21 protein-coding genes are annotated in these 24545 nt (G+C 71.1%); 9 read left to right on the forward strand and 12 right to left on the reverse strand.

Features of this window, described 5'->3' with window-relative positions:
- Positions 1-247: 247 nt before the first annotated feature.
- Positions 248-1393, reverse strand: a complete 1146-nt coding sequence (locus KBB57_RS01910; RefSeq protein ID WP_290745949.1) for an exo-alpha-sialidase — start codon at positions 1391-1393, stop codon at positions 248-250.
- 295 nt (positions 1394-1688) lie between these two features.
- Between KBB57_RS01910 and KBB57_RS01915 the strand changes: the two genes are divergently transcribed.
- The 6 genes from KBB57_RS01915 (at position 1689) to KBB57_RS01940 (ending at position 8734) form a co-directional block, all read left to right on the forward strand.
- Entirely contained in the window at positions 1689-3182 is a 1494-nt protein-coding gene (locus KBB57_RS01915; protein ID WP_290745951.1) for an ABC transporter substrate-binding protein, read from the forward strand.
- A 67-nt stretch (positions 3183-3249) separates the two neighbouring features.
- Positions 3250-4161 carry an ABC transporter permease gene (locus KBB57_RS01920; protein WP_290745954.1) on the forward strand — a complete coding sequence of 304 codons (912 nt, stop codon included), beginning with the start codon at positions 3250-3252 and terminating at the stop codon, positions 4159-4161.
- A gap of 5 nt (positions 4162-4166) precedes the next feature.
- The gene (locus KBB57_RS01925; protein WP_290745957.1) at positions 4167-5090 is read left to right on the forward strand and encodes an ABC transporter permease; all 924 of its coding nucleotides are present in this window, start codon (positions 4167-4169) and stop codon (positions 5088-5090) included.
- Positions 5087-6691: an ABC transporter ATP-binding protein gene (locus KBB57_RS01930; protein ID WP_290745960.1), complete on the forward strand. Its 1605-nt coding sequence runs from the start codon at positions 5087-5089 to the stop codon at positions 6689-6691. Before KBB57_RS01925 ends, KBB57_RS01930 begins: the two co-directional genes overlap by 4 nt.
- Positions 6692-6704: 13 nt before the next feature.
- Complete coding sequence (locus tag KBB57_RS01935; protein ID WP_290745963.1) at positions 6705-7829, forward strand: iron-containing alcohol dehydrogenase; 1125 nt, start codon at positions 6705-6707, stop codon at positions 7827-7829.
- Positions 7830-7843: 14 nt separating this feature from the next.
- Positions 7844-8734 carry a dihydrodipicolinate synthase family protein gene (locus KBB57_RS01940; protein ID WP_290745966.1) on the forward strand — a complete coding sequence of 297 codons (891 nt, stop codon included), beginning with the start codon at positions 7844-7846 and terminating at the stop codon, positions 8732-8734.
- A gap of 90 nt (positions 8735-8824) precedes the next feature.
- On the opposite strand, the gene KBB57_RS01945 is transcribed toward KBB57_RS01940, so the two are convergent.
- Both KBB57_RS01945 and KBB57_RS01950 read right to left on the reverse strand, forming a co-directional pair.
- Positions 8825-9565 carry a FadR/GntR family transcriptional regulator gene (locus tag KBB57_RS01945; protein WP_290746423.1) on the reverse strand — a complete coding sequence of 247 codons (741 nt, stop codon included), beginning with the start codon at positions 9563-9565 and terminating at the stop codon, positions 8825-8827.
- 2 nt (positions 9566-9567) lie between these two features.
- Positions 9568-10626 (reverse strand): four-carbon acid sugar kinase family protein, encoded by a 1059-nt coding sequence (locus KBB57_RS01950; protein ID WP_290745969.1) that lies wholly within the window; start codon positions 10624-10626, stop codon positions 9568-9570.
- 182 nt (positions 10627-10808) lie between these two features.
- Here KBB57_RS01950 and pdxA point away from each other — a divergent pair, with 182 nt between their 5' ends.
- On the forward strand, positions 10809-11801 hold the full coding sequence (pdxA, locus tag KBB57_RS01955) for a 4-hydroxythreonine-4-phosphate dehydrogenase PdxA (RefSeq protein WP_290745972.1): 993 nt from the start codon (positions 10809-10811) through the stop codon (positions 11799-11801).
- 706 nt (positions 11802-12507) lie between these two features.
- On the opposite strand, the gene KBB57_RS01960 is transcribed toward pdxA, so the two are convergent.
- The 5 genes from KBB57_RS01960 to KBB57_RS01980 all read right to left on the reverse strand — a co-directional run bounded on the left by KBB57_RS01960 (position 12508) and on the right by KBB57_RS01980 (position 18567).
- Complete coding sequence (locus tag KBB57_RS01960; protein ID WP_290745975.1) at positions 12508-13371, reverse strand: dipeptide ABC transporter ATP-binding protein; 864 nt, start codon at positions 13369-13371, stop codon at positions 12508-12510.
- Positions 13368-14210, reverse strand: coding sequence for an ABC transporter ATP-binding protein (locus tag KBB57_RS01965; RefSeq protein ID WP_290745978.1), 843 nt, complete (start codon positions 14208-14210; stop codon positions 13368-13370). The genes KBB57_RS01960 and KBB57_RS01965 overlap by 4 nt, the downstream gene beginning before the upstream one ends.
- 798 nt (positions 14211-15008) lie before the next feature.
- Complete coding sequence (locus KBB57_RS01970; protein ID WP_290745981.1) at positions 15009-15932, reverse strand: ABC transporter permease subunit; 924 nt, start codon at positions 15930-15932, stop codon at positions 15009-15011.
- On the reverse strand, positions 15916-16923 hold the full coding sequence (locus KBB57_RS01975) for an ABC transporter permease subunit (protein WP_290745984.1): 1008 nt from the start codon (positions 16921-16923) through the stop codon (positions 15916-15918). The genes KBB57_RS01970 and KBB57_RS01975 overlap by 17 nt, the downstream gene beginning before the upstream one ends.
- A gap of 51 nt (positions 16924-16974) precedes the next feature.
- On the reverse strand, positions 16975-18567 hold the full coding sequence (locus KBB57_RS01980) for an ABC transporter substrate-binding protein (protein ID WP_290745987.1): 1593 nt from the start codon (positions 18565-18567) through the stop codon (positions 16975-16977).
- A gap of 161 nt (positions 18568-18728) precedes the next feature.
- Between KBB57_RS01980 and KBB57_RS01985 the strand changes: the two genes are divergently transcribed.
- Entirely contained in the window at positions 18729-19829 is a 1101-nt protein-coding gene (locus KBB57_RS01985; RefSeq protein WP_290745990.1) for a Xaa-Pro peptidase family protein, read from the forward strand.
- Positions 19830-20248: 419 nt separating this feature from the next.
- Here the strand turns inward: KBB57_RS01985 and KBB57_RS01990 are convergent, their stop codons facing one another.
- The 4 genes from KBB57_RS01990 to KBB57_RS02005 all read right to left on the reverse strand — a co-directional run bounded on the left by KBB57_RS01990 (position 20249) and on the right by KBB57_RS02005 (position 22912).
- The gene (locus KBB57_RS01990) at positions 20249-20596 is read right to left on the reverse strand and encodes an iron-sulfur cluster assembly accessory protein (RefSeq protein WP_290745993.1); all 348 of its coding nucleotides are present in this window, start codon (positions 20594-20596) and stop codon (positions 20249-20251) included.
- Positions 20597-20646: 50 nt separating this feature from the next.
- Positions 20647-21402: a DUF3307 domain-containing protein gene (locus KBB57_RS01995; protein WP_290745996.1), complete on the reverse strand. Its 756-nt coding sequence runs from the start codon at positions 21400-21402 to the stop codon at positions 20647-20649.
- Positions 21403-21553: 151 nt separating this feature from the next.
- On the reverse strand, positions 21554-22237 hold the full coding sequence (locus KBB57_RS02000) for a hypothetical protein (RefSeq protein ID WP_290745999.1): 684 nt from the start codon (positions 22235-22237) through the stop codon (positions 21554-21556).
- 309 nt (positions 22238-22546) lie between these two features.
- The gene (locus KBB57_RS02005) at positions 22547-22912 is read right to left on the reverse strand and encodes an SUF system Fe-S cluster assembly protein (protein WP_290746002.1); all 366 of its coding nucleotides are present in this window, start codon (positions 22910-22912) and stop codon (positions 22547-22549) included.
- Between the two features lie 99 nt (positions 22913-23011).
- Here KBB57_RS02005 and tgt point away from each other — a divergent pair, with 99 nt between their 5' ends.
- Positions 23012-24139: a tRNA guanosine(34) transglycosylase Tgt gene (tgt, locus tag KBB57_RS02010; protein ID WP_290746005.1), complete on the forward strand. Its 1128-nt coding sequence runs from the start codon at positions 23012-23014 to the stop codon at positions 24137-24139.
- Positions 24140-24545 lie beyond the last annotated feature (406 nt).

The following is a 24545-nucleotide window of genomic DNA, read 5'->3' on the forward strand; positions in this document are numbered from 1 at the left end:
AGAAGGAAGAAGGGAGAAGGGAGAAGGGAGAAGGGAGAAGGGAGAAGGGAGAAGGGAGAAGGGAGAAGGGAGAAGGGAGAAGGGAGAAGGGAGAAGGGAGAAGGGAGAAGGGAGAAGGGGGCCGTCGGTTGTTCGCCGTGCCGCGCGCCGGTCCGGGAGGGGGGCGCGCGTCCGCCTGCGCCATGCCGCCCGGCGAGGGCGGGGTCGCGCCCCGCCCGGGCCGTGCCGCAGGCGAGGGCGCGGCCGCCTAGGCCGCGTCGATCCAGTCGCGGTCGAGGACCACGTACTTGATGGCGCGGCGGTGGAAGGTGAAGGCGAGGTGCAGGCGGCCGTCGGGGCCCTCGACCATCGCCGGGTAGGACAGCTCCTTGTTCTTGCCGTCGAGCGCGTTGTTGGAGAGGCAGGCGCCCGGCCCGTCCTCGACGATGCGGCGGCGCGGGAAGGTGCGGCCGCCGTCGGTGGAGACGCACAAGGTCAGCGGCGCGCGCGGCACGCCCCAGATCGCGGCGACGCCGCCGGCGGGATCGCCGCGGCCGTCGTCGCCCTCGCCGAGCTCGTCGTAGAGGGACTCGCGCCGCGCCGCCGAATCCGCCGCGCCGACCGGGTTGCACAGGAGCGCCACCCGCCCGTCGCCGAGCGCGATCGCCACGATCGAGGAGTTGTTGTTCGGCACGTCGGTCGCCTCGGGGACCGACCAGTTGCGCCCGCCGTCGGCGCTCTCGGTGCGGTAGACGAAGTCCGCCTGCCGCCGCCGGAAGAACGCGGCGATGCGCCCCGCTCCGAGCGGCACGAGCGTCATGTGGACGCAGCCGGTCGAGCCCGGCACCTCGACCACCTCCCAGCTCGCGCCGCGGTCGGCGCTGGTCGCCACGGCGGCCACGTCGTGGCTGCCGGTCCAGCGCGCCCCCGACGTGGTGCGGCAGAGGAAGAGCGGCAGCATCCAGGCGCCGTCGTCGCGGAGCGTCACCTGCGCCCGGATGAACGTCCCCTTGGCGAGGTCGAGCGTGCGCGGCGCGCCGGAGCGGACGCCCTCCGGCCCGCGCTCGAGCGGGCGGAAGCGCACCACGCATTCCTCCTGCCGGCCGCCGGGCTGGGCGGTGTGGAAGAGGCCGGGCGCGCCGGTGTCGGGATCGGAGAAGATCACCGGGTTCTGCTCCGAGCGGTCGGGGTCGTCGGAGACCCGGTCGGCGGCGCTCCATTCCGTCGCGCCCGGCGCGAGGGTGGCGAGATGCACGAAGATGTCGGAGCGCCCCTCCAGCGTGCCGCCGAACCAGGCGCAGGCGAGCGCGCCGTCCGGCAGCCATTGCAGGAAGGCCGCGTGGTTGTGGACCACCGGCGAGGCGAGGAACGCCTCCGCCCGCCCGGCCCCCGCCGGCTCGATTCGTCCAGTCATCCGCCGAGCGATCTCGTCCGGGGTCATCCGCGCGCCCTCCGTTGCGTCCGTGTGGCCTCCGAATGGACAACTTCGCGCACGTTGTCAAGTTGGAAATCGCGCGCCGCGGCGATGCGGCGCCAGTGATAAAATCTTTACATTACAACGCTTAACTAGTTTCCGGGCCTCCAAGAATAGGCAAGGAACCTGTGACATGACTTATCATGTTGACAACAGCGGCCCGCGATGGCAGGCTCTCCGGCGTCGGGCCCCCGTAACGGCGGGGGCCTGCGAACATCCTCAGGGAGGAAACCGGATGAACAGAACGCTGCTGCTGTCCACGGCGCTCGCGCTGCTGCCGCTCGCGCCGGCGCTGGCGCAGGACGTGACGATCGTGCTCGGCGAGGACATCGACCTCGTGGAGCCTTGCATGGCCACGCGGTCGAACATCGGCCGCATCATCATGCAGAACGTCAACGAGACGCTGACCCAGTTCGACGTCAAGGGCGGCGCGGGCGTCATGCCGCGCCTCGCCGAGTCGTGGGAGGATCTCGGGAACGGGACCTGGCGCTTCCACCTGCGCAAGGGCGTCACCTTCTCCGACGGCTCCGCCTTCGACGCCGGCGACGTCAAGGCCTCCTTCGAGCGCGCCACCAGCGACAAGCTGACCTGCGAGACGCCGCGCTACTTCGGCGACACCAAGCTCACCTTCAACGTCGTCGACGACAACACCGTCGACATCACCGCGGCCCCGGCCCAGCCGATCCTGCCGCTCCTGATGTCGCTCGTGACCATCGTCCCCTCCGAGACCCCGGTCGAGTTCGTCCGCGACCCCGTCGGCACCGGGCCCTACAAGCTCTCTGGCTGGGAGCCGGGCCAGTCGATCACGCTGGAGCGCCGCGACGACTACTGGGGCGAGAAGCCGGCGGTGGAGAAGGCCACCTACGTCTTCCGCACCGACCCGGCGGTCGCCGCCGCCATGGTCGCGCAGGGCGAGGCCGACCTCGCGCCGTCGATCGCCGCGGCCGACGCGACCAATCCCGACACCGACATCTCCTATCTCAACTCCGAGACGCTCTACCTGCGCATCGACAGCGCGATCGACCCGATCAGCGACATCCGCGTGCGCCGGGCGCTCAACATGGCGGTCGACCGCGACGCCTTCATCGGCACGCTCCTGCCCGAGGGCGTGGTCAGCGCCGTCGCCATGGTGCCGCCGACCACGCTCGGCTGGAACCCGGACGTGCAGCAGTATCCGTTCGATCCCGAGCAGGCCAAGGCGCTGCTCGCCGAGGCCAAGGCCGACGGCGTGCCGGTCGACGCCACGCTCTACCTGATCGGGCGGTCGAACCTCTTCCCCGGCGTCGTCGAGGTGATCGAGGCGATCCAGCAGATGCTCCAGGACGTCGGCTTCACCGTCGAGGTGCAGATGGTTGAGGTCGCCCAGCAGGAGGAGCTCTACTCCAAGCCCTACAAGGAGGGCCGGCCGCCGCAGATGCTCGCGGTGCAGCACGACAACAGCCGGGGCGACCCGGTGTTCTCGATGTTCTTCAAGTATGCGAGCGACGGCCGCCAGTCCGGGATCTCCGATCCCAAGGTCGACGAGATGATCGCGACCGCCACCGCGGCGACCGGGGACGAGCGGACCAAGGCCTGGCAGGCGCTCTTCGCCTACCTCCACGACGAGGTGGTGCCCGACGTGCTGCTCTTCCACATGGTCAGCTTCGCCCGCGTCGGCGACAAGATCGCGTTCACGCCGACGATCGCGACCAACTCGCAGCTCGAGCTCGCCGACATCGCCTTCAAGTGAGGCGCTTCCCGGGAGGCGGCGCGCCGTCGCCTCCCGGTCCCCAGCCAGTCGAAACCGGAGGAAGGCCATGCCCAGATACGCCACGCGTATCCTGTCGAGCTTCGTCTCGCTCGTCCTGCTCCTCGTCATGGTCTTCTTCCTCTCCCGGCTTACCGGCGACCCGGCGGCGCTGTTCCTGCCGGTCGACGCGTCGCAGGAGATGATCGACCAGTTCCGCGACCTGCACGGGCTCAACGATCCGCTGATCGTCCAGTTCGGGCGCTACGTCTGGGACGTCCTGCACCTCGACTTCGGCGAGAGCCTGCGCCAGGCGCGGCCGGCCATCGACGTGGTGCTCCAGGCCTTCGTGTGGACGCTCTGGCTCGCGGCCATCACCATGACGCTGGTCACCGTCGCGGCGATCGTCGTCGGCTCGCTCGCCGCCTTCCGCCCCGGGGGCTTGTTCGACCGCGCCGTGACCTTCATCTCGCTGATCGGCGCCTCGGCCCCGGACTTCTGGATCGCCATCGTCGGCATCACCGTCTTCGCCATCGGCCTCGGCTGGCTGCCGACCTCGGGCACCGGCTCGGTCGCCCACTGGATCCTGCCGATCGCCGTCCTGTTCATCCGGCCCTTCGGCCTGATCCTCCAGGTGGTGCGCGGCTCGATGGTGCAGGCCTTCGGCTCGGCCTACGTCAAGACCGCCCGGGCGAAGGGCGTCTCCGACCGCTCGATCATCTTCGTCCACACGCTGCGGAACGCCATGCTGCCGGTCATCACCGTGATCGGCGACCAGGCGGCGGCGCTCCTCAACGGCGCGGTGGTGGTCGAGACGATCTTCGGCTTCCCCGGCGTCGGCAAGCTGATGATCGACTCGATCCTCACCCGCGACTTCAACGTGATCCTCGCGGCGATCATGGTCACCGCGCTGGCGATCTTCGTCATGAACCTCGCGATCGACCTCGCCTACGCGCTGCTCGATCCCCGCATCCGGACGTGAGCACGATGACCATGGCGCCCCCCCTCACCCCCGCCCGCGAGAAGAGCTCCCTCGGCGTCGTCCTCGCCATGCTCTGGCGCGACAAGTTCGCCACCGCCGCGGTGCTGTTCCTGCTCCTGATGATCCTCTGCGCGATCCTCGGCCCCGTCCTCCTCGGCGAGGCCGCCACCAAGCAGAACCTCCGCGGCCGCAACCTCGCGCCCTTCAGCCTCGAGCACGGCTGGCTGATGATCCTCGGCGCCGACGCCCTCGGCCGGCCGCTCCTCGCCCGCATCGTCGTCGCGGCGCAGAACACGCTGACCATCGCCGCCGGCGCCGTCGCCCTCTCGGCCACCATCGGCGCCGGGCTCGGCCTGATCGCCGGCTACGGCCCGAAATGGGCCGGCGCCGCGATCATGCGCCTCGCCGACGTCATCATGTCCTTCCCCTCGCTGCTCCTCGCGGTGATCGTGCTCTACATGCTGTCGCCGTCGGTCGGGAACGTCATCCTCGTCCTCGCGATCACCCGCATCCCGATCTACCTGCGCACCACCCGCGCCGAGGTGCTCGAGATCAAGGAGCGCATGTTCGTCCAGGCCGCGCAGGTGATGGGCGCCTCGCCCTCCCGGATCGTGCTGCGCCACATCCTGCCGATGACGATCCCGACGCTCGTCACCATCGCCACCCTCGACTTCGCCTTCGTCATGCTCGCCGAGAGCGCCCTCTCCTTCCTCGGCATCGGCATCCAGCCGCCCGAGATCACCTGGGGCCTGATGGTCGCGCAGGGCAAGCAGTACCTCGCCAACGCCTGGTGGCTTGCCTTCTGGCCCGGCCTCGCGATCATCCTGACCACGCTCTCGCTCAACCTCCTCTCCAACTGGCTCCGCATCGCCCTCGATCCCGCCCAGCGCTGGCGCCTCGAAATCCCCCGCAAGGGAGCAGCCAAGTGACCCACCTCCTCGAAGTCCGCAACCTCTCGGTCCGCTTCCACACCGCCCGCGGCGTCGTCGACGCCGTCCGCAACGTCAGCTGGCACGTCGACTGGGGCGAGACCCTCGCCATCCTCGGCGAGTCGGGCTCGGGCAAGTCGGTCTCCTCCTCGGCGATCCTGAACCTGATCGACTGCCCCCCGGGCGAGATCGTCTCCGGCGAGATCCTCTTCGACGGCAAGGACCTGCTGAAAGCCACGTCCGAGGAGCGCCGCCGCATCAACGGCAAGCGCATCGCGATGATCTTCCAGGATCCGCTCAGCCACCTGAACCCGGTCTGGACGGTCGGCTGGCAGCTCCGCGAGGTGATGCGCGTCCACGGCGTCCCCGCCGCCGAGGCCGCCGCCCGCGCCCTCGACCTGATGACCCGCGTCGGCATCCCCGACCCGCAGGGCTCGCTCGACAAGTACCCGCACCAGTTCTCCGGCGGCCAGCGCCAGCGCGTGATGATCGCCATGGCGCTCGCCATGAAGCCCGACATCATCATCGCCGACGAGCCGACCACCGCGCTCGACGTCACCGTCCAGGCCGAGGTGCTGAAGCTCCTCGAGGAGCTCCAGGACGAGATGGGAATGGGCCTCGTCCTCATCACCCACGACCTCGGCGTCGTCGCCGAGGTCGCCGACCGGGTGGTGGTGATGAACCAGGGCGAGATCGTCGAGGCAGGAACCCCCGACCACATCTACCACCACGCCGAGCATCCCTACACGCGCAAGCTCATCTCCGCCGCGCCGGGCAAGGGCGCGATGGCCGACCCCGCCCCGGGCGGCGAGCCGATCCTCAAGGTCGAGCACGTCGTCAAGACCTTCGGGCCGTACAGGGCGCTCAACGACGTCTCCTTCGAGCTGCAGAAGGGCGAGGTCCTCGCCGTCGTCGGCGAGTCGGGCTCGGGCAAGTCCACCGTGGCCAAGGCCATCCTGCGGCTGATCGAGGCCGACTCGGGCCGCGCGCTCTGGAAGGGCCGCGACCTCCTCGCCATGCCGCCCCGCGAGCTCTACGCGATGCGCCGCGAGATCCAGATGGTGTTCCAGGATCCGACCCAGTCGCTCAACCCGCGGATGTCGATCTACCAGATCATCTCCGAGGCCTGGGTCATCCATCCCGACATCCTGCCGAAGCCGAAATGGCGCGGGCGCGTCGCCGAGCTGCTGGCGCAGGTCGGCCTCGCCCCCGAGCACGCCGACCGCTACCCGCACCAGTTCTCCGGCGGCCAGCGCCAGCGCATCGCCATCGCCCGGGCGCTGGCGCTGGAGCCCGAGCTGATCATCGCCGACGAGGCGGTCTCCGCCCTCGACGTCTCGATCCAGGCGCAGGTGATCGAGCTCCTCGGCAAGCTCAAGCGCGAGCTCGGCATCGCCTTCATCTTCATCGCCCATGACCTGCCGGTCGTGCGCGACTTCGCCGACCACGTCATGGTCATGGAGAAGGGCCGCGTCGTCGAGACCGGCCCGGTCCGCGCCATCTTCGGCGCCCCGCAACAGCCCTATACCCGCCGCCTGCTCGCCGCCGGCCTCGACCCCGACCCGGAGGTCCAGAAGGCCCGCCGGCTCGCGGTCGCCTGAGGAGGACCTCCCGATGCTCACGCTCGCCAGCCCGCTCGAGATGCAGCGCCCGCCCGTCGTCCGCTTCGGCGTCGGCCAGGTCGAGACCCTCGCCCCGTGGCTCGCCGCCGCCGGCGTCCGGCGGCCCTTCGTCGTCGCCGACAAGGTCAACGCCGCCCGCCTGTCGATCCTCGGGCTGAAGGACGCCACCCTCTTCGGCGACGTCAAGCCCGAGCCCGACCTCCCCAACCTCGAGGCCGCCGTCGCCGCCGCCAAGGCGGCGCAGGCCGACGCCGTCATCGGCTTCGGCGGCGGCAGCGCCATGGATCTGGCGAAGCTCGTCGCGGTGCTCGCCACCTCGGACCTCGCCCTTTCCGACATCTCCGGCCCGAACCGCGCCCCGGCGCGGCAGGTCCGCCTCGCCCAGATCCCGACCACCGCCGGCACCGGCTCCGAGGTCGGCACCCGCGCGCTGGTGACCGACCCGGCGACGCTCAACAAGGTCGCGACCGAGAGCGTCCACATGCTCGCCGACATCGCGATCATCGACCCGGCGCTGACCGTCTCGGTCCCGCCCGCCGTCACCGCCGCGACCGGCGTCGACGCCATGGCCCACTGCGTCGAGGCCTTCACCTCCAGGCGGTCGCACCCGATCATCGACGCCTACGCGCTGCAGGGGATCGAGCTCGTCGGCCGCTATCTCGCCCGCGCCGTCGAGGATGGCGGCGACCTCGAGGCGCGCGCCGGGCTGGCGCTCGCCGCCTTCTACGGCGGCGTCTGCCTCGGCCCGGTCAACACCACCGCCGGCCACGCGATCTCCTACCCGCTCGGCACCCGGCACAAGCTCGCCCACGGCATCGCCAACGCGCTGATCTTCCCGCACACCCTCGCGGCGAACGCGCCCGCCGTCCCCGACAAGACCGCGCAGATCGCCCGCGCCCTCGGCTTCGGCGCCGAGGGCCGCCAGCAGGTGCTCGGCGGGGCCACGGACTTCTGCCAGCGCCTCGGCCTCGACATGGCGCTCCGCGCCCATGGCGTGCCCCGGGACGACCTGCCCGCCTCGGCGAAGGAGGCGCACGCCATCCGGCGCCTGCTCGACTGGAACCCCGTCGACCTCTCCGAGGCCGACATCCTCGAAATCTACGAAGCCGCCTACTGAGGAGCGCCGCGCCCATGACCAAGCAAGCCTTCGTCGCCCTCGTCACCTGCTTCAACGACGACGAGACCGTCAACTACGCCGCCACGCGCGCCCAGGTCCGCCGGCAGGTCGCCGCGGGCAACAACATCATGTGCGCCGGCACCAATGGCGACTTCACCGCGCTGACCTTCGACGAGAAGGTCCGGCTCTGCGGCGAGGTCGTGGACGAGGTCGGGGGCAAGGCCCGGGTCATCGTCAACGCCGGGATGCCGGCGACCTTCGAGACGATCCTCCTCGCGAAGGCGTTCGCCGCGATCGGGGTGGACGGCATTGCCGTCATCACCCCGTTCTTCATCGCCTGCACCCAGGACGGGCTGATCCGCCACTTCTCCAGCGTCGCCGACGCGGTGACGACGCCGGTCTACCTCTACGACATCCCCGCCCGCACCCAGAACCACATCGAGCCGGAGACGGCGCGGGCGCTCGCCGCCCACGGCAACATCGCCGGCATCAAGGATTCGGGCGGCGCGCAGGCGACGCTGGAGGAATACCTCGCCGTCTCCCGCGACGTGCCCGGCTTCGAGGTCTACTCCGGCCCCGACCACCTCGTGCTCTGGGCGTTCGAGAACGGCGCCAAGGGTTGCATCTCCGGCCTCGGCAACGTCATGCCCGACACGCTGGCCGCCATCACCCGCGGCTTCAACGCCGGCGACCGCGCCGCCGCCGAGGCGGCGCAGGCCGCCTTCGGCGCCTTCCGCAAGGATCTCTACGGGCTCGGCTACCCGCCCGCGCTCGTCAAGCGCGCGCTCTACCTGATGGATCCCTCGGTCGGCGCCAGCCGTCAGCCGGCGCTCCTGCCCGACCCCGAGCAGGACGCGAAGATCGCGGACCTGCTCGTCCGGCACGGGCTGGCGGCCCCCGCGTAAGCGGCGGCCGCAGCCTGTGGATAACTACACATCACGAAGATTTATGGCCTGAATCAAAAGGTTAGATAGCGTCCCACTGTGTGACATCTCTCATGCCCGGCTCAGATCGATCAGCGCGCCGCCGAACAGGCGGTCGCGCGAATGCTCCAGGTGGCCGCGCATCAGCAGCTCCGCCGTTGCGCCGTCCCCGTCGCGGATCGCCGCGAAGATCGCCGAATGCTCGCCGAACACGGCCTTGAGCGCCCGCCCCCCGTCGGTCATCAGCGACTGGCCGTGCAGCTTCATGCCGACATAGATGTGCTCGCGCAGCGCCCGCATCGACGCCTCGAAATACTGGTTGTTCGCCGCCCGGGCGATCGCGAGGTGGAAGGCGAAGTCGGCGTCCTCGCGGTGCGTCCGCGAATCCGTCGCCCCCTCCATCAGCGACAGCGCCGTCTCGATCTCGGCGAGCGCCTCGGCGTCCCGCCGCGCCGCCGCCAGCCGCGCCGCCGTGGTCTCGATGCAGATGCGGAACTCGTAGCAGCGCTGGATGTCGGCGATCGTCTCCACCCGCGCGAAGCCGAGCGGCGCCGACCGCACCTCGCGCACGAAGCTCCCCGCCCCCTGCCGCGAATGCACCAGCCCCTGGTCGCGCAGCCGCTCCAGCGCCGCGCGCAGGATCGGCCGCGACACCCCGAACTCGTCGGCCAGCGCCTTCTCCGAGGGCAGCCGCTGGTTCGCCGGATAGTCGCCGTTGGCGATCCGGCTGTAGAGCAGGTGATAGACCCGGTCGGCGAGCCCCGGCCGCGCCCGCGCGCCCTCGCCCCGTTCCTCAGGTCCGCTGCCGTCCATCGTCACGCCGCCTCCCGCGGCCCGACCGCCGCCTCGACCACCTGCGCCAGCGCGTCCTCGCCGCCGAATCCGCCGGACTTGGTGACGAGCCGCATCGGCCGCCCGCCGGCAAGCATCGCCGAGACCGGGACGCCGGGCAAGATCTCGCCCTCGACCCGCAGCACCCCGACCCCGAGCGCGCCCAGGATCGCGTCCGCCGTCTCGCCCCCGCAGCCGAGGACGGTCGCGAAACCGCCCCGCTCCGCCATCCGGGCGATGCCCTCCGCAAACCGTGCCCCCGCCGCCGCCGGATCGAACCCGCGCCCCTCCGCCGCCGTCAGCCGCACCAGCGCCACAGGCCCCGCGGGCGCCGCCCCGCAGACGCCGTCCGGCGCCAGCACGGCCGTCCTCCCCGCCGCCTCGAGCCGCGCCACCTGTGCGAGCGTGATCGGATCCCGCGATCCGATGGCCAGCAGGATCGGCGCCTCCACCCGCGGCCGCGCCGCCGCCCCCTCGCGCCCCAGCCGCCGCCCCAGCGCCGCCGCCAGCCCCGCGGCCCCGACCAGCAGCGCCGGCGACCCGCCCAGCGCGCGCGCCACCGCCGCGTCGAAGTCCCCGTCGCCGTCGGTGTCGGGGACCTCCACCTCCAGCCCCGCCCCCGCGAGCGCCGCCGCGACATCGATCGGCGCCGCCACGCCCGGGCCCCGCAGCCGCCCGTCCGCCACCGTCCGCCCCTGCGACGGCACCCCTGGCGCCGCCACCGCCCGCGCCAATCCCGCGCGCGCCGCCGTCGCCGCGACCTCGACCGCGACATGGCCCTTGAGCCGCGAATCCACCTTCTTGAGCACGATCTCCGGCAGGACGCCCACGGCGTCCAGCGCCGCCGCCACCGCCTCCCGCGCCGCCGCCGCCCCGCCCTCGCGCGAGGCGGTGCTGACCGCGAGCACGTCCGGCCGCTCCGCCAGCGCCGCCGCCACGTCGCCCGGCCGCCGCGCCGCCACGACCGCCAGCCCCGCCGCCGCCAGCGTCACGGCGCTGTCGAGCGCCCCGGTGAGATCGTCGGCGACGATGAGCGCCCGCATGGCCAATCCCCGTTTGCTTTTGCTGGAGCTTACAGGTAAAGATGTAAAGTGTGAAGGGAAAAGCGCTTGCCGAACGGAAAGCTGGAGGCGAGACAAGACCCTGAGAATTAATGGATAGCTGAGTTCCGCCGAGGGGGTTTGGCTAGTTTACAACGCGAATCGCCGACAGAAGAGGAATGACGATGACCGTCTCGACCGACCGCCCGATCGTGATCACCATGGGCGACCCCTCCGGCGTGGGACCGGAGGTGACGGTGAAGGCGCTGGCGGCGTTGCCGGCGGAGGAGCGGCGGGCGTTCGCCGTGGTGGGGGATCGCGGGGTGCTCGGGCGGGCGCTGGCGGCGTCGGGGGTCGGGCTGCCGCTGGGCGCGCCGGGGGGCGAGGGGATCGCGGTGATCGACGTGCCGGTCGAGGGGCTGCCGGACCGGTTCGGGGTGCTGAGCCCGCGCTGCGGGGAGGCGGTGTTCCAGTATATCCGGACCGCGGTCGAGTGGGCGCGGGACGGGCGGGCGGCGGGGATCGTCACGGCGCCGATCAACAAGGAGGCGCTGAACGCGGCGGGGCATCATTATGACGGGCATACCGGGCTCCTGGCGCACCTGACGGGGCAGAAGGCGTCGTGGATGCTGCTGGCCTCGGAGCGGCTCAATGTCATCCATGTCTCGACCCATGTCTCGCTCCGGACGGCGATCGAGCGGGCGCGGCCGGAGCGGGTGCTGGAGACGATCCGGACCGGGCACCGGCACCTCAGGCGGATGGGGCTCGAGGCGCCGCGGATCGCGGTGGCGGGGCTGAATCCGCATTGCGGGGAGCATGGGCTGTTCGGGACCGAGGACGAGGAGTTCCTCGCCCCGGCGGTGGCGGCGGCGCGGGCGGAGGGGATCGACGTGGTGGGGCCGATCTCGGCGGACACGGTCTATCACCGCGCCTATAACGGGGCCTTCGACCTGGTGGTGGCCCAGTATCACGACCAGGGGCATATCCCGATCAAGCTCGTCGCCTTCGACACCGCCGTCAACGTCTCGCTGGGGCTGCCGATCGACCGGAGCTCGGTCGACCACGGCACCGCCTTCGACATCGCGGGGACCGGCAAGGCGAACCACGTCAACATGCTGTCGGCGCTCGCTTATGCCGGGCAGCTGGCGAAGGCCCGACGGGAGGCGCCGGCGGGGTGACCGGATCCGGCCGGTCGCCGGCTCCGCCCGACCGGGCGGGGCCGGCGCCGACTTCGTCCCCGGTGTTCACGCGTGAAAATTAGGCAAGCCTTTGATTTATATAAGTTTGTTATAATATAATAATCTGCTCCACACTGCACGACGCCTGTCTGCTCTGCTGCATCCACGGGGTGCCCGCGCCGACCGACCGACCAACCGAAGCGGGCTTGCCCGCGAGGCCCGGCGCGACAAGCGAAAGCATGGCTTTCGCCGCGCCGACGGCTGGAGCGCGGTTGCGCGCGGAAGCCGTCAGGGGCGCCGATTTCTGCGGAAGCGCGCAATCCGTCCGTGAGCGCCCCGGCGAGCGCGGCAACGCGCTCGCCCTCCGAGGGGCGATCGCGGACGGATTTGCCACGGGTCAAATCCGTCTGGCGGCGCCGTTGCGACCTGCTTCCGGCCGGGGCTCCGCTCCACTGTCGTGCAGTGTGATCTGCTCTTGCACGGGTGGCGCGACCGGGAGGGCCGATTGGTCCTTGTTCGCGGAAACGATGTTCAGGGCAGGGTTCGAGGCGATCGGCCCGATGCCGGAGGACGCCCCCCGCTTGTCGCCGCCCGCGTCGGGCGCATGAAGCGGCCCACAACCGCATGACGCGGTGAGCCGGCGCAGGGGATGCCGGGCCGCTCCGGCCCTCGTCGGCCCGACTGCGGCGCCGGGGTCCGAGGAACCTCAGGCGGGCGGCGGGGGGCTGGCGGCGGCCTTGCGCGCGACGCGGTCGCGGATGCGGTCGACGCTGATGCGGGGCGTCGCGGCGAAGAGGGTGCGGGTGTAGGGGTGCTCGGGGGCGGCGAAGATGGCGTCGCGGCTGCGGTACTCGACCGCCTCGCCGAGGTTCATCACCATGACGTCGTCGGCGACGTGGCGCACCACCGAGAGGTCGTGGGAGATGAAGACGTAGGTGAGGTCGTACTCGTCCTGCAGGTCCTGAAGGAGGTTCAGGATCTGCGCCTGCACCGAGAGGTCGAGCGCCGAGACCGGCTCGTCGAGGACGAGGAGCCGGGGATGGACCATGATGGCGCGGGCGATGGCGATGCGCTGGCGCTGGCCGCCGGAGAACATGTGCGGGTAGCGGTTGAAGTGCTGGGGGCGCAGGCCGACGCGCAGCAGCATCTCCATCGCCCGCTCGCGCCGCTCGGCGGCGGGCATCGCGGTGTTGAGCTTCAGCGGCTCGGCCAGCACGTCGCCGATCTTCTGGCGCGGGTTCAGCGAGCCATAGGGGTTCTGGAACACGATCTGCACCTTGCGGCGCAGGTCGTGGGGGACGGCGGCGCGCCCGATGTCGACCCTCGCGCCGTCGATCAGCAGCTCGCCGCCGGTGGGCGCGTCGATCATGGTGATGATGCGGGCGAGCGTCGACTTGCCGCAGCCGCTCTCGCCGACGATGGCGAGCGTGCTGCCACGCTCGACCTTGAGGTCGATGCCCTTGAGCGCGCGGACGGTGCGCGTGCCCCCGAACATGCCGCCGGACACGTAGTCGCGGATGATCCCCCGCGTCTCCAGCACCGGGGCGGCAGGATTGGCGGGCGCGCTCATCCGATCAGCTCCGCGGGCGGGACGAAGGAGGAGACGGTGGAGAGCCGGCCGCCCTTGGCGTTCTCCGGGAGCGCGGAGAGGAGCGCGCGGGTGTAGGGGCTCGTCGGATTCTCGAAGAGGGTCAGGACGTCGCTGTCCTCCATCTTGCGGCCGTTGTACTGGACCACCACGCGGTCGGCGGTCTCGGCCACCACGCCCATGTCGTGGGTGATGAGCACCAGCGCCATGCCGTGCTCGGCCTGGAGGCGCAGCAGCAGGTCGAGCACCTGCTTCTGCACGGTGACGTCGAGCGCGGTGGTCGGCTCGTCGGCGATCAGCAGGCGCGGCGTGCAGGCGGTGGCGATGGCGATCATCACGCGCTGGCACTGGCCCCCGGACATCTGGTGCGGGAAGGAGGCGAGCCGCTCCTCCGGCTGCGGGATGCCGACCTGGGCGAGGAGCTCGACGGCGCGGCGGCGGCGGTCGGCGGCGGAGAGGCCGGTATGCTCGCGCAGGGTCTCCTCGATCTGGAAGCCGATGGTGAAGCAGGGGTTGAGGCTCGCGATCGGCTCCTGGAAGATCATGGCGATCTCGCGCCCCGACATGGCGCGCCGCTCGCGCGGGGTGAGGCGCAGCAGGTCGCGGCCGTCGAAGCGCATGGCGTCGGCCGTCACCTCGGCGATCGGCGGCAGCAGGCCCATCACCGCCAGCATGGCGACCGACTTGCCGGAGCCCGACTCGCCGACGATCGCCAGCACCTCGCCGGCGTCGACCGAGACGTCGAGCCCCTGCACGGCGTGGAAGCGCCCGGCGGCGGTCGGGAAGGAGACGGTCAGGTTGCGGACCTCGAGGAGCGGCATCAGGAAGCCTCGGCGCGGGCGGCGTGGAAGGGACGCCGCGGGACGATGATATTGCGTTCGGCGGGCGCAGCCACGCCTGCGGCGCGGCGTGCGGGCGAGGGTTGCGGAGGCGACGGGCGACGACGGCTGGCAGGCGCGGGACGCGCCGTCGCGGAAGCCATGGCGCCGGTATTGAGCGCGCCCCGACTGCCGCCGGCGCGTTTTATGCGTTCTCGTCTCGTGGCCGGAAGATGGCGTGAGACCGGAGAGGAGGGATCCGTTCCGGCGATCGACGGAGCTTCGGCGCCATGACGTCGATCGGACGGGGAAGACCGCCCGATCTCGTTGTGGTCAGGCCGCGGAGGCGTGCACGATTTCTGCAAGAATTTTGTAAATTGCGCGCAAATATATTTCGAAATATTTTGAATATAAACGGTGAAAATCATTGCACCGTTATCAGCGCCGCATTTCGCGGCGCCGTGTGACTCACTTCGAGGTTCCGCCGTCCCCGTCCCGACCGCTCCGCGTCGAGCCGGGTGACATGCGCATGTCACCCGGCGGGCGCCGTCGTGGGACCGCGCTAGCCGCTCGGGAGGCGGGGAGGCCGGGAGCCCCTTCGGAAGCGAACGGGGTTCCCGCGTCTCCGTCCCGACCGCTGCGCGTCGAGCCGGGCGACATGCGCATGCCGCCCGGCGGGCGCCGTTGCGGAAGAAACCCCGGCGCTGGGGAGCGCGGGGTCCGCCCGGCTGGATGATGTCCGTCGCCCCCGGAAGCGCGGCGGCGATGGCCTGGGGTGGGAGACGATCGCCGCCCACGCGCTCAGCTCCGCTTCAGCTTGGGGTCGAGGGTGTCGCGCAGGCCGTCGCCGATCAGGTTGATGGCGAGGACGGTGACCAGGATGGCGAGGCCGGGCATGGTCACCACCCACCAGGCGCTGGTGATGAACTCGCGCGCCTCGGCGAGCATGGTGCCCCATTCCGGGGTCGGCGGCTGCGCGCCCATGCCGAGGAAGCCGAGGGCGGCGGCGTCGAGGATGGCGTTCGAGAAGGAGAGCGTCGCCTGCACGATCAGCGGCGCGAGGCAGTTCGGCAGGATGGTGACCAGCATCAGCCGCATGGTGCCGGCGCCGGAGACCTGCGCGGCGGTCACGTATTCGCGGGTCTTCTCCGCCATCACCGCGCCGCGGGTCAGCCGGGCGAAGTGCGGCTGGAGCACCACGGCGATGGCGAGCATGGCGTTGAAGAGGCCGGGGCCGATGATCGCGACGAGGACGAGCGCGAGGAGGAGCGAGGGGAAGGCGAGGATGATGTCCATCACCCGCATGACCAGCGCGTCGACCCAGCCGCCGAAATAGCCGGCGACCAGCCCGACGAGGATGCCGGAGACGAGGGCCAGGGTGACGACGACGAGGCCGATGGCGAGCGAGTAGCGCGCGCCGTAGATCAGGCGCGAGAGGATGTCGCGGCCGAGGGCGTCGGTGCCGAGCAGGAATTGCGGGCGTCCGCCCTCGACCCAGGCCGGGGGCACGAGGAGGGCGTCGCGGAACTGCGTGGCCGGGTCGAAGGGGGCGATCAGCGGCGCGAGGATCGCCATCAGCACCATGAGGCCGAGGACGACGAGGCCGATCACCGCCCCGCGGTTGGCGAGGAAGTAGCGCCAGTTCTCGCGGAGCGGCGAGACCGGCGGGGGGCCGAGCGGCTCCTGCTCGGCGGTTCCTAGGTGGGGATCATCTGTGGCGGACACGGGGGTTTATCAGTCCATAGAGGAGGTCGACGGTCAGGTTCACCACCATGACCACCGCGGCGATCAGCAGGAGCCCGCCCTGCACCACCTGGTAGTCGCGGCGGGAGATGGAATCGATCATCCACTTGCCGATGCCCGGCCAGGAGAAGATCGTCTCGGTGAGGATGGCGCCGCCCATCAGCACGCTGACCTGGAGGCCGATGGTGGTGACGACGGGGATGAGGGCGTTGCGGAGCGCGTGCAGCCAGATGACGCGGCGGGGGGCGAGGCCCTTGGACTTCGCGGTCATGATGTAGACCTCGCCCAGCACCTCGAGCATGGCCGAGCGGGTCTGGCGGGCGATCACCGCGAGCGGGATGGTGGCGAGCACGATCGTCGGCAGGATCAGGTGGTGGACGGCGGACCAGAAGGCGGCGGGCTTGCCGGCGAGCAGGCTGTCGATCAGCATGAAGCCGGTGACGGAGGGGAAGAACTGGGTGAGGGATATGCGTCCCGAGACCGGCGTCCAGCCGAGGGTGGTGGAGAAGAAGATGATGAGGAGGAGCGCCCACCAGAAGATCGGCATGGAGTAGCCGACGAGGGCGACGCCCATGGTCGCCTGGTCGATCCAGCTGCCGCGGCGGATCGCCGAGAGGATGCCGGCGGCGACGCCGAGGACGGTGGCGAGCACGATGGCGCAGAAGGCGAGCTCGAGCGTCGCGGGGAAGCGGGCCATGAACTCGGAGAGGACGGGTTTCTTCGTGGAGAAGGAGTAGCCGAAATTGCCGTGGAGCAGGCCCCAGATGTAGTCGCCATACTGCTTCCACAGCGGCTGGTCGAAGCCGAACTGCGCCATCAGCTCGGCGTGGCGCTCGGGCGAGACGCCGCGCTCGCCGGCCATCAGGATCACCGGGTCGCCGGGCAGGAGCCGGATGAACAGGAAGGCGACGAGGGTGATGCCGATGAAGGTCGGCACGATCAGCAGGAGCCGGTTGAGGATGAAGCGCAGCATGCCCGCCTCCCGTGGGGCGGGCGCCGGGGCGGCGCCCGCCGGTCGTGGGGGTTACTCGGTCTTGTCGACGCCGACGAAGCGGTGGATGCCCACCGGGTCCTGGGCGAAGCCGGTGACGTTGGCGCGCATCGGCACGGTGGCGATCGAGTGGGCGATGGTCGCCCAGGGGGCCTGCTCCTTGAAGACGACCTGGGCCTCGTCGTAGAGCTTCTTGCGCTCGGCCTGGTCGAAGGTGGTGCGGGCCTTCTGGATCAGGTCCTCGTAGGGCTGGTGGCACCACTGGGCGCGGTTGTTGGCGCCGACCGCGGCGCAGCCGAGCAGCACGCCGAGGAAGTTGTCCGGGTCGGCGTTGTCGCCGGTCCAGCCGAGGAGGACGGCGCCGTCGCGGTCCTTGGCGGAGGACTGGGCGAGGTACTCGCCCCATTCCATCGAGACGATCTCGGCCTTGACGCCGACCGCGGCGAAGTCGGCCTGCATCAGCTCGGCCATGCGGCGGGCGTTGGGGTTGTAGGGCCGCTGCACCGGCATGGCCCAGATCTTCATGGAGAGGTCCTTGACGCCCGCGGCCTCGAGCGCGGCCTTGGACGCCTCGGGATCGTAGGGGTCGTCGGTCAGCGCGTCGTTGAAGCCCCAGGAGGTGGGCGGCAGCGGCGCGACGGCGGCGGTGCCGACGCCCTGGAACACCGCCTCGATGATGGCGTGCTTGTTGATCGCCATGTTCAGCGCCTTGCGCACCTCGGCCTTGTCGAAGGGCGGCATCAGCGTGTTGTAGGCGAGGTAGCCGATGTTGAAGCCTTCCTGCTGCATGACGGTCAGGTCGGCGTTGGCCTTCAGCCCGTCGATGTCGGCCGGGTTCGGGTAGGGGATGATGTCGCATTCGCCGGCGACGAGCTTCTGCTGGCGCACGCCGGCGTCGACGGTGATGGCGAAGATCAGGTCGTCGATCGCCTGCTTGCCGTTCCACCACTCGGGGTTGGCCTGGTAGCGGATCACCGCGTCCTGCTGGTAGTCGACGAAGGTGAAGGGGCCGGTGCCGACGGGGAGCACGTTGAGCTGCTCCTTGGTCCCCGCCGCCTCGAGCTGGTCGGCGTATTCCTTGGAGACGACGGAGGCGAAGTCCATCGGGAAGGTGGCGAGGAAGGTGGCGTCCGGGCCGTTGAGGACGAACTTCACCGTCATGTCGTCGACCTTGACGATCTCCTTCAGCGAGTTCGCCATGGTCGAGTTGAAGTATTCCCAGGCGATGCCGGGGGCATACTCGTACCAGGGGCTGGTCTTGTCGAACTGGCGCATGAAGGTGAACACCACGTCGTCGGCGTTCATCTCGCGGGTGGGCGTGAAGTAGGCGGTGGTCTGGAACTTCACGCCGGGGCGGAGGTGGAAGGTGATCTCCGTGCCGTCGGGCGCGACCTCCCAGCTCTCGGCCAGGCCGGGCTCGGTCTCGGTCGAGCCCTTCTTGAACTCGATCAGCCGGTCGTAGACGGTGCGCGAGGCCGCGTCGAAGGTGGTCCCCGCGGTCCAGGGCGCCGGGTCGAAGCCCTCGGGCGAGCCCTCGCTGCAATAGACGAGCGTGCTGGCCTGCGCCGCGGCCGCGGACACGAGGCCCGCCGCGGTGGCCGCGAGGAGCGTCTGGATCAGTCTCATTGTCTTCCCCCCCTGGATTTCGGTCGCCGGCCGGTCTTGCCGCCGCGCGCCGCCGGCCGGGTCGTGCGGACCGGCAATGGCCGCCGCGCCCGGCACTCGTGATGGACTGCCTCACGTTAGGTGATACTAGGATCCCCGTGCAATAGGCTCGGGAGAGGCAGATGGGCGAAACCGGCCGGCTGGAGCGGCTCCGCGCCGCGATGGCGCGCGAGGACCTCGACGCCGTCGCCCTCGTGCCGGGCGCGAACTTCTATTACCTGACGGGGGCGAGCTTTCACCTGATGGAGCGGCCGACCCTGCTGGTCGTCCCGCGCGAGGGCGCGCTGCACGCGGTGATGCCGGTGCTGGAGCGCTCGCGCTGGCAGGCGTTCGTTCCCGACGCCGAGACGCGCTACTGGCAGGATTCGGACGGCTACGAGGCCGCCTTCGCCGCGCTGGCCGCGGGACTCGCGCCGCGGCGGATCGGCGTCGAGGGGCAGCGGATGCGGGTCTTCGAGGCCGAGGCGCTGCGGCGGGCCATGCCCTCCGCCGAGGTCGTCGACGCGCAGGCGGCGATCTCGGGGATGCGGCTGCTGAAGGAGCCGGGCGAGGTCGACGCGCTGCGCCGGGCGATCGAGATCAGCGAGACCGCGCTCGCCGCGGCGCTGGGCGCGGCCGCCGCCGGCATGACCGAAACGGCGTTCCGCGGCCGGCTCGCCGCCGAGATGCTGGACGCCGGCGCGGACGGGCTGTCGTTCGAGCCGATCGTGCTCGCCGGCCCGGCCTCGGCCGACCCGCATGGCTCGGCGAGCCCGGAGCGCAAGCTGGAGCGCGGCCAGCCGCTGCTGATCGACTTCGGCGCGGCCTGGGGCGGTTATCTGGCCGACATCACCCGCACGGTCTTCGTCGGCGCGGCGAGCGCGGCGCATCGCGACATCTACGAGGCGGTGCGCGCGGCGAACGCGCTCGGCCGGACGATCGCCGCGCCGCCGATGACGCTCGACGAGCTCGACCGCCGGGTGACCGGCAGCCTGCTCGGCTCGGGCTTCGCGGATCTGGTGGTCCACAAGACGGGGCACGGGCTGGGGCTCGACGTCCACGAGGCGCCGCAGGTGATGATCGGCAACCGCGAGGCGATGGCCGCGGGCATGGTCTTCACCATCGAGCCCGGGCTCTACCGCGACGGCGACATCGGGGTGCGGATCGAGGACGACGTGCTGGCGACGGCGGACGGCGCGGTGTCGCTGACGGGGTTCGAGCGGGCGCTGACGCTCGTGGGGTGAGGGGGCGGGCTTCGAGGCGGTCCGACCATACAGTTCCGACGGTCTCCCGGTGGCGGGCGCCCGAGCGGTGAAGTCGGTCCCGCGACGGCGCCCGCCGGGTGACATGCGCATGTGACCCGGCTCGACGCGGAGCGGTAGCGGCGGGAACGGCGGAACTGCTAAGTGAATCGAGCGGCGCCGCGAAATGCGGCGCTGAGAACGATGCAATGATTTTCACCGTTCATATTCAAAATATTTCGAAATATATTTGCGCGCAAATTGGCCGCCTGCCCCGGTCGCATCGACGCACTGGTTTAGTGCAGGGCATGCTCGCCAGAATTGTTCGATGATTGCTGCGTCGCACACTTGCGAACGACTCGAAAGCCTCGGTGCAGCCGGGCCGATCCGGTCCAGACGCGCCGCTCAGGTGAAAGCCGGTTTCAGCGGTCGGCGAACTTGATCGACTCGCCGCAGCCGCAGGCGTCGACGACGTTGGGGTTCTTGAACTTGAAGCCCGACTCGAGGAGGCCGTTCGCGTAGTCGATCTCGGTGCCGAAGAGGAACATCTGCGCCATGGGGGCGATCATCACCCTGGCGCCGTTCTGCTCGACCACCGCGTCGTGGGGGCTCACCTCGGAGGCGTATTCCATGGTGTATTCCATCCCGGCGCAGCCGCCCTTCTTCAGGCCGATGCGCAGGCCCTGCGCGCCCCTGGCCATCAGGCGGACGATCTGCGCCTCGGCGGCGGGCGTCATCGTGACGGGGGGATTGCCGGGGATGCCGAACATGGGAGCTCTTTCCTGACCTCCGCCCAAGGTAGGGTCTCGGGCCGCCGCCCTCAAGGGGCGAGGGCCCGCAGCGTCCATTGCGTGGCGAAGCCGACGCCGATCGCCCAGGCGAAGCTCGCCAGCGTGCCGATGATGACGTACTCGCTGGCGCGGCGGCCGGAATCCTTGTCGGCGTCCTTGGCGAGCTCGTTGAAGCGCAGGATCGACTTCGCGGCGATCAGCAGGCCGATGCCGTCGGGCTGGTCGGCGACCAGCAACATCAGGATCATCAGCCGCTCCAGCCTGCCGATCAGCTGGCCGCCGTTCGGCAGGCTGTCGTCGGCCTCCGGGTCGGCCGGCAGGCCCTTCAGCCCGTGCATCATCTCGCGCACCGCGTAGCCGCCGGCCCAGACCGCGGCGGCGAGGCCGGCGGCGATGGTCATCGCCGCCGGGAGCCGCCCGAGGCCGGGAAGCCGGTCGAGGAGCGCCGGCTGCGCCCAGAGGCCCTGCGCCCAGAGGCCGGGCCAGAGCGAGGCGACGAGCCAGATCGCCGCGAGATGCGCCGCCTGGTCGAGGGCGAAGCCGGCGAAGCCGCGGGGCGCGAGGCGCGCCTTGGCCGCGTCGGTCGCGCCGTGGGCGAGGACGAGGAGGAGGAGCGGCGCCGGCGCGAGCGGCAGGCCCAGCGCCAGCCAGCTCGTCGCGGCCACCACGCCGAGATGGGCGGCGAGGGAGGCGGGGCGCGCCTTCGTCGCCGCCATCCGGTCGCTCTGCAGCAGGAAGTCGGCGAGGAGGTGGGCGAGGACGAGGGCGGCCGCCGTCTCGATCATGGCGCGACGTCCCTTACAGCCGGATCCGGTTGTATCGGGGAATACAGCCCGATCTGGCTGTAATATGAAAAACAACCGGATGGGGTTGTTCGCCGAGGACACAGCCGGATCGGGCTGTATCGGGAATAACAATCGGATATGGTTGTAATGGTCACCCGGCCTCCTCGACGGCGCGCAGCGCCTCCTGGAGCGCCCAGTCGCCGCCGCCGGCGAGGTGGGAGGCCACCGCCTGCTGGGTGACGTCGAGGTCGCGGGCGAGCGCCGCCTGGCTGGGGCGCTGGCGCTCGAGGAGCAGGCGGGCGAAGACCCGGGACTGGCCGGGCGTCCAGTTGCGCGAGACCTCGTCGGCGAGCGCGAGGACGGCGCGGAGCAGCGCCGCGTCGGCGGGGGGGCGCTCCCAGGCGATGGCGAAGCGGCGGGCGTGCTCCATGGCGTCGAGGCCGCGCCCGGAGATCTCGAAGGCGGGGCCGGAGGCGGCGTTGAGCTGGCGGTCCTGCGGCAGCCAGCCGCGGCCGACGCCGATGGAGATGCGGGTGTCGAACTGCCGCCCGAGCGCCCCGAGCCGGGCGCGCAGCAGGAGCGCGGCGCGCAGCGCCAGCCGCGGCGCCGGGGCGAGGCATTGCCAGCCGTCGCCGCGGAAGGCCGAGAAGCGGGCCTCGCCGCCCGACCAGGCGCCGGCGAGCTCGCGGGAGCCCGCCTCGAGCGCCCGCATCGCCTCGGCGAGGTCGGCGGGGGCGAGCTTGGTGGAGCCGACGAGGTCGCCGGTGAGGACGACGAGGTTCTCGGTCAGCTCCATCCTGGGGTCGGGCCTCGGGTCGGGCCGGGGGTCGGGCATGGTCGGCCTCGCGTGGCGCGGCGCGGACCATGGCCGGCCCGCGCCGCCGCGGCAAGCCTGAATGGCGCCTGGGCCTCGCCGGTTCGTCCGTCAGGGGCGGCGCCGGGGGGGAATTCATCCGCGATCGGCCGGAGCGCCCTGGCCCGTGGCCGGGCGATGAAACCCCGCCGATGCGCGCGCATGGGGCCGGCAGGCGCCTCGCGCCCCGTCCGGCGCGCCCGGGATCAGGGGAGGTCGGGGGATTCGGGCGCTACCGACGGCGCGGGAGGCCGGGACGGACGGCCGTCCGGGGGCGATCGTCCGGCGCCGTCACATGAAGCCGAGCTCGAGCCGGGCCTCGTCGGACATCATGTCCATGCCCCATTGCGGCTCCCAGACCAGCTCGACGTCGACGTGGCGCACGCCGGGGATCGGGGTGATCGCCTCGGCGACCCAGCCCGGCATCTCGGCGGCGACCGGGCAGCCCGGGGCGGTGAGCGTCATCAGCACGCGGACGTCGCCGTCCTCGGCGATCTCGACGGTGTAGACGAGGCCGAGGTCGAAGATGTTGACCGGGATCTCGGGGTCGAACACCGTGCGGCACGCCTCGACGACCTCGTCGTAGAGGGGATGGTCGGTGGTGGAGGGCCGGATGAGCGGGGTCCCCTCCATCGGGGCGTCGGCTTCGGCGTTCATGGCTAGGGCTCCCAATCCCGAGCGATCATATAAGGATTTTGCAGCACGGGTAAAGGCGGCGGGTTTCGTGGGCGGCCGGGAGCGGGTAGAGGCGGGCGGATGACGGGAACAGGTTTCGAGATCTTCGCGCGGGACGGAAGGGCCCGGACCGGCGTGCTGCGCACGCCGCGGGGCGAGATACGGACGCCCGCCTTCATGCCGGTCGGCACCGCCGGGACGGTGAAGGCGATGCTGCCGGAGAGCGTGCGGGCGACGGGCGCGGACATCCTGCTCGGCAACACCTATCACCTGATGCTGCGGCCCGGGGCGGAGCGGGTGGCGCGGCTCGGGGGGCTGCATCGGTTCATGGGCTGGGAGCGGCCGATCCTGACGGATTCGGGCGGGTTCCAGGTGATGAGCCTCGCCGATCTGCGCAAGCTGAGCGAGGCGGGGGTGACGTTCCGCAGCCATGTCGACGGGGCGCGGCACGTGCTGTCGCCGGAGACGAGCATGGAGATCCAAAGGCTTCTCGGCTCGGACATCGTGATGTGCTTCGACGAGTGCCCGGCGCTGCCGGCCTCGGAGGCGGAGGTGGCGCGGGCGATGCGGCTCTCCATGCGCTGGGCGGAGCGGTCGAAGGCGGCGTTCGGGGACCGGCCGGGACATATGCTCTTCGGGATCCAGCAGGGGGGCGTGACGCGGGAGCTGCGGGAGGAATCGGCTAAGGCGTTGGTGGATATCGGGTTTGACGGGTATGCGATCGGCGGGCTGGCGGTCGGGGAGGGGCAGGCGGCGATGTTCGGGGTGCTCGACCATGCGCCGGGGATGCTGCCGGAGGACCGGCCGCGCTACCTGATGGGGGTGGGCAAGCCCGACGACATCGTCGGCGCGGTGCTGCGCGGGGTGGACATGTTCGACTGCGTGCTGCCGACGCGGTCGGGGCGCACCGGGCAGGCGCTGACGCGGCGGGGGGCGGTCAACCTCAAGAACGCGCGGCATGCCGACGATCCGCGGCCGCTGGACCCCGAGTGCTCGTGCCCATGTTGCCGGGGGTATTCCCGGGCGTATCTGCATCACGTCCTCAAGGCGGGAGAGATCATCTCGGCGATGCTGCTGACCTGGCACAACCTGCACTATTACCAGGAGCTGATGGCGGGGCTCCGGGGGGCGATCGCCGAGGGCGGGCTCGCAGCCTTCGCCGCCGGGTTTGCGGCGGCGCGGGCGGAGGGGGATCTGGAGCCGGTGTGAGCGGATCCGGGGCGAGGCGGCCCGCGGGCAGGCAGGCCCTTGGGGCGGCTCGGAAAAACCGGGCTGGAAGGCGGCTGGAATCGGGCAGGAAGCCGGCTTGCCGGTTTTTCATCGGCGGTTAACGGATGGGGGCCGGGTCGCGGGGGGCGTCGAGCCCCCCGCGACCCGGCGCGCGCAAGCGCGCGCGGGAAGGAAGAGGCTCCGGGGAACAGGCCCTTGCCGGGGCGCTGGTGGAGGGGGCGCTGGGCGGGCCCGCGGCGTGGCGACGTCCATGTTCAGGCGCATGCGACGGGAGGGGCCCGGGTTTGCCGGGGGACGGGCCCTTGCAGGGGCGCATGACGCGCGGAGGTGGGCTCCGTCTGGTCCTTGGGGCGTCTGCCGTCCGCGCTCGAAGCGCCGCCCGGGC

The sequence above is a fragment of the Amaricoccus sp. genome (assembly GCF_017993425.1).
In the GTDB taxonomy this organism is placed as follows: Bacteria; Pseudomonadota; Alphaproteobacteria; order Rhodobacterales; family Rhodobacteraceae; genus Amaricoccus.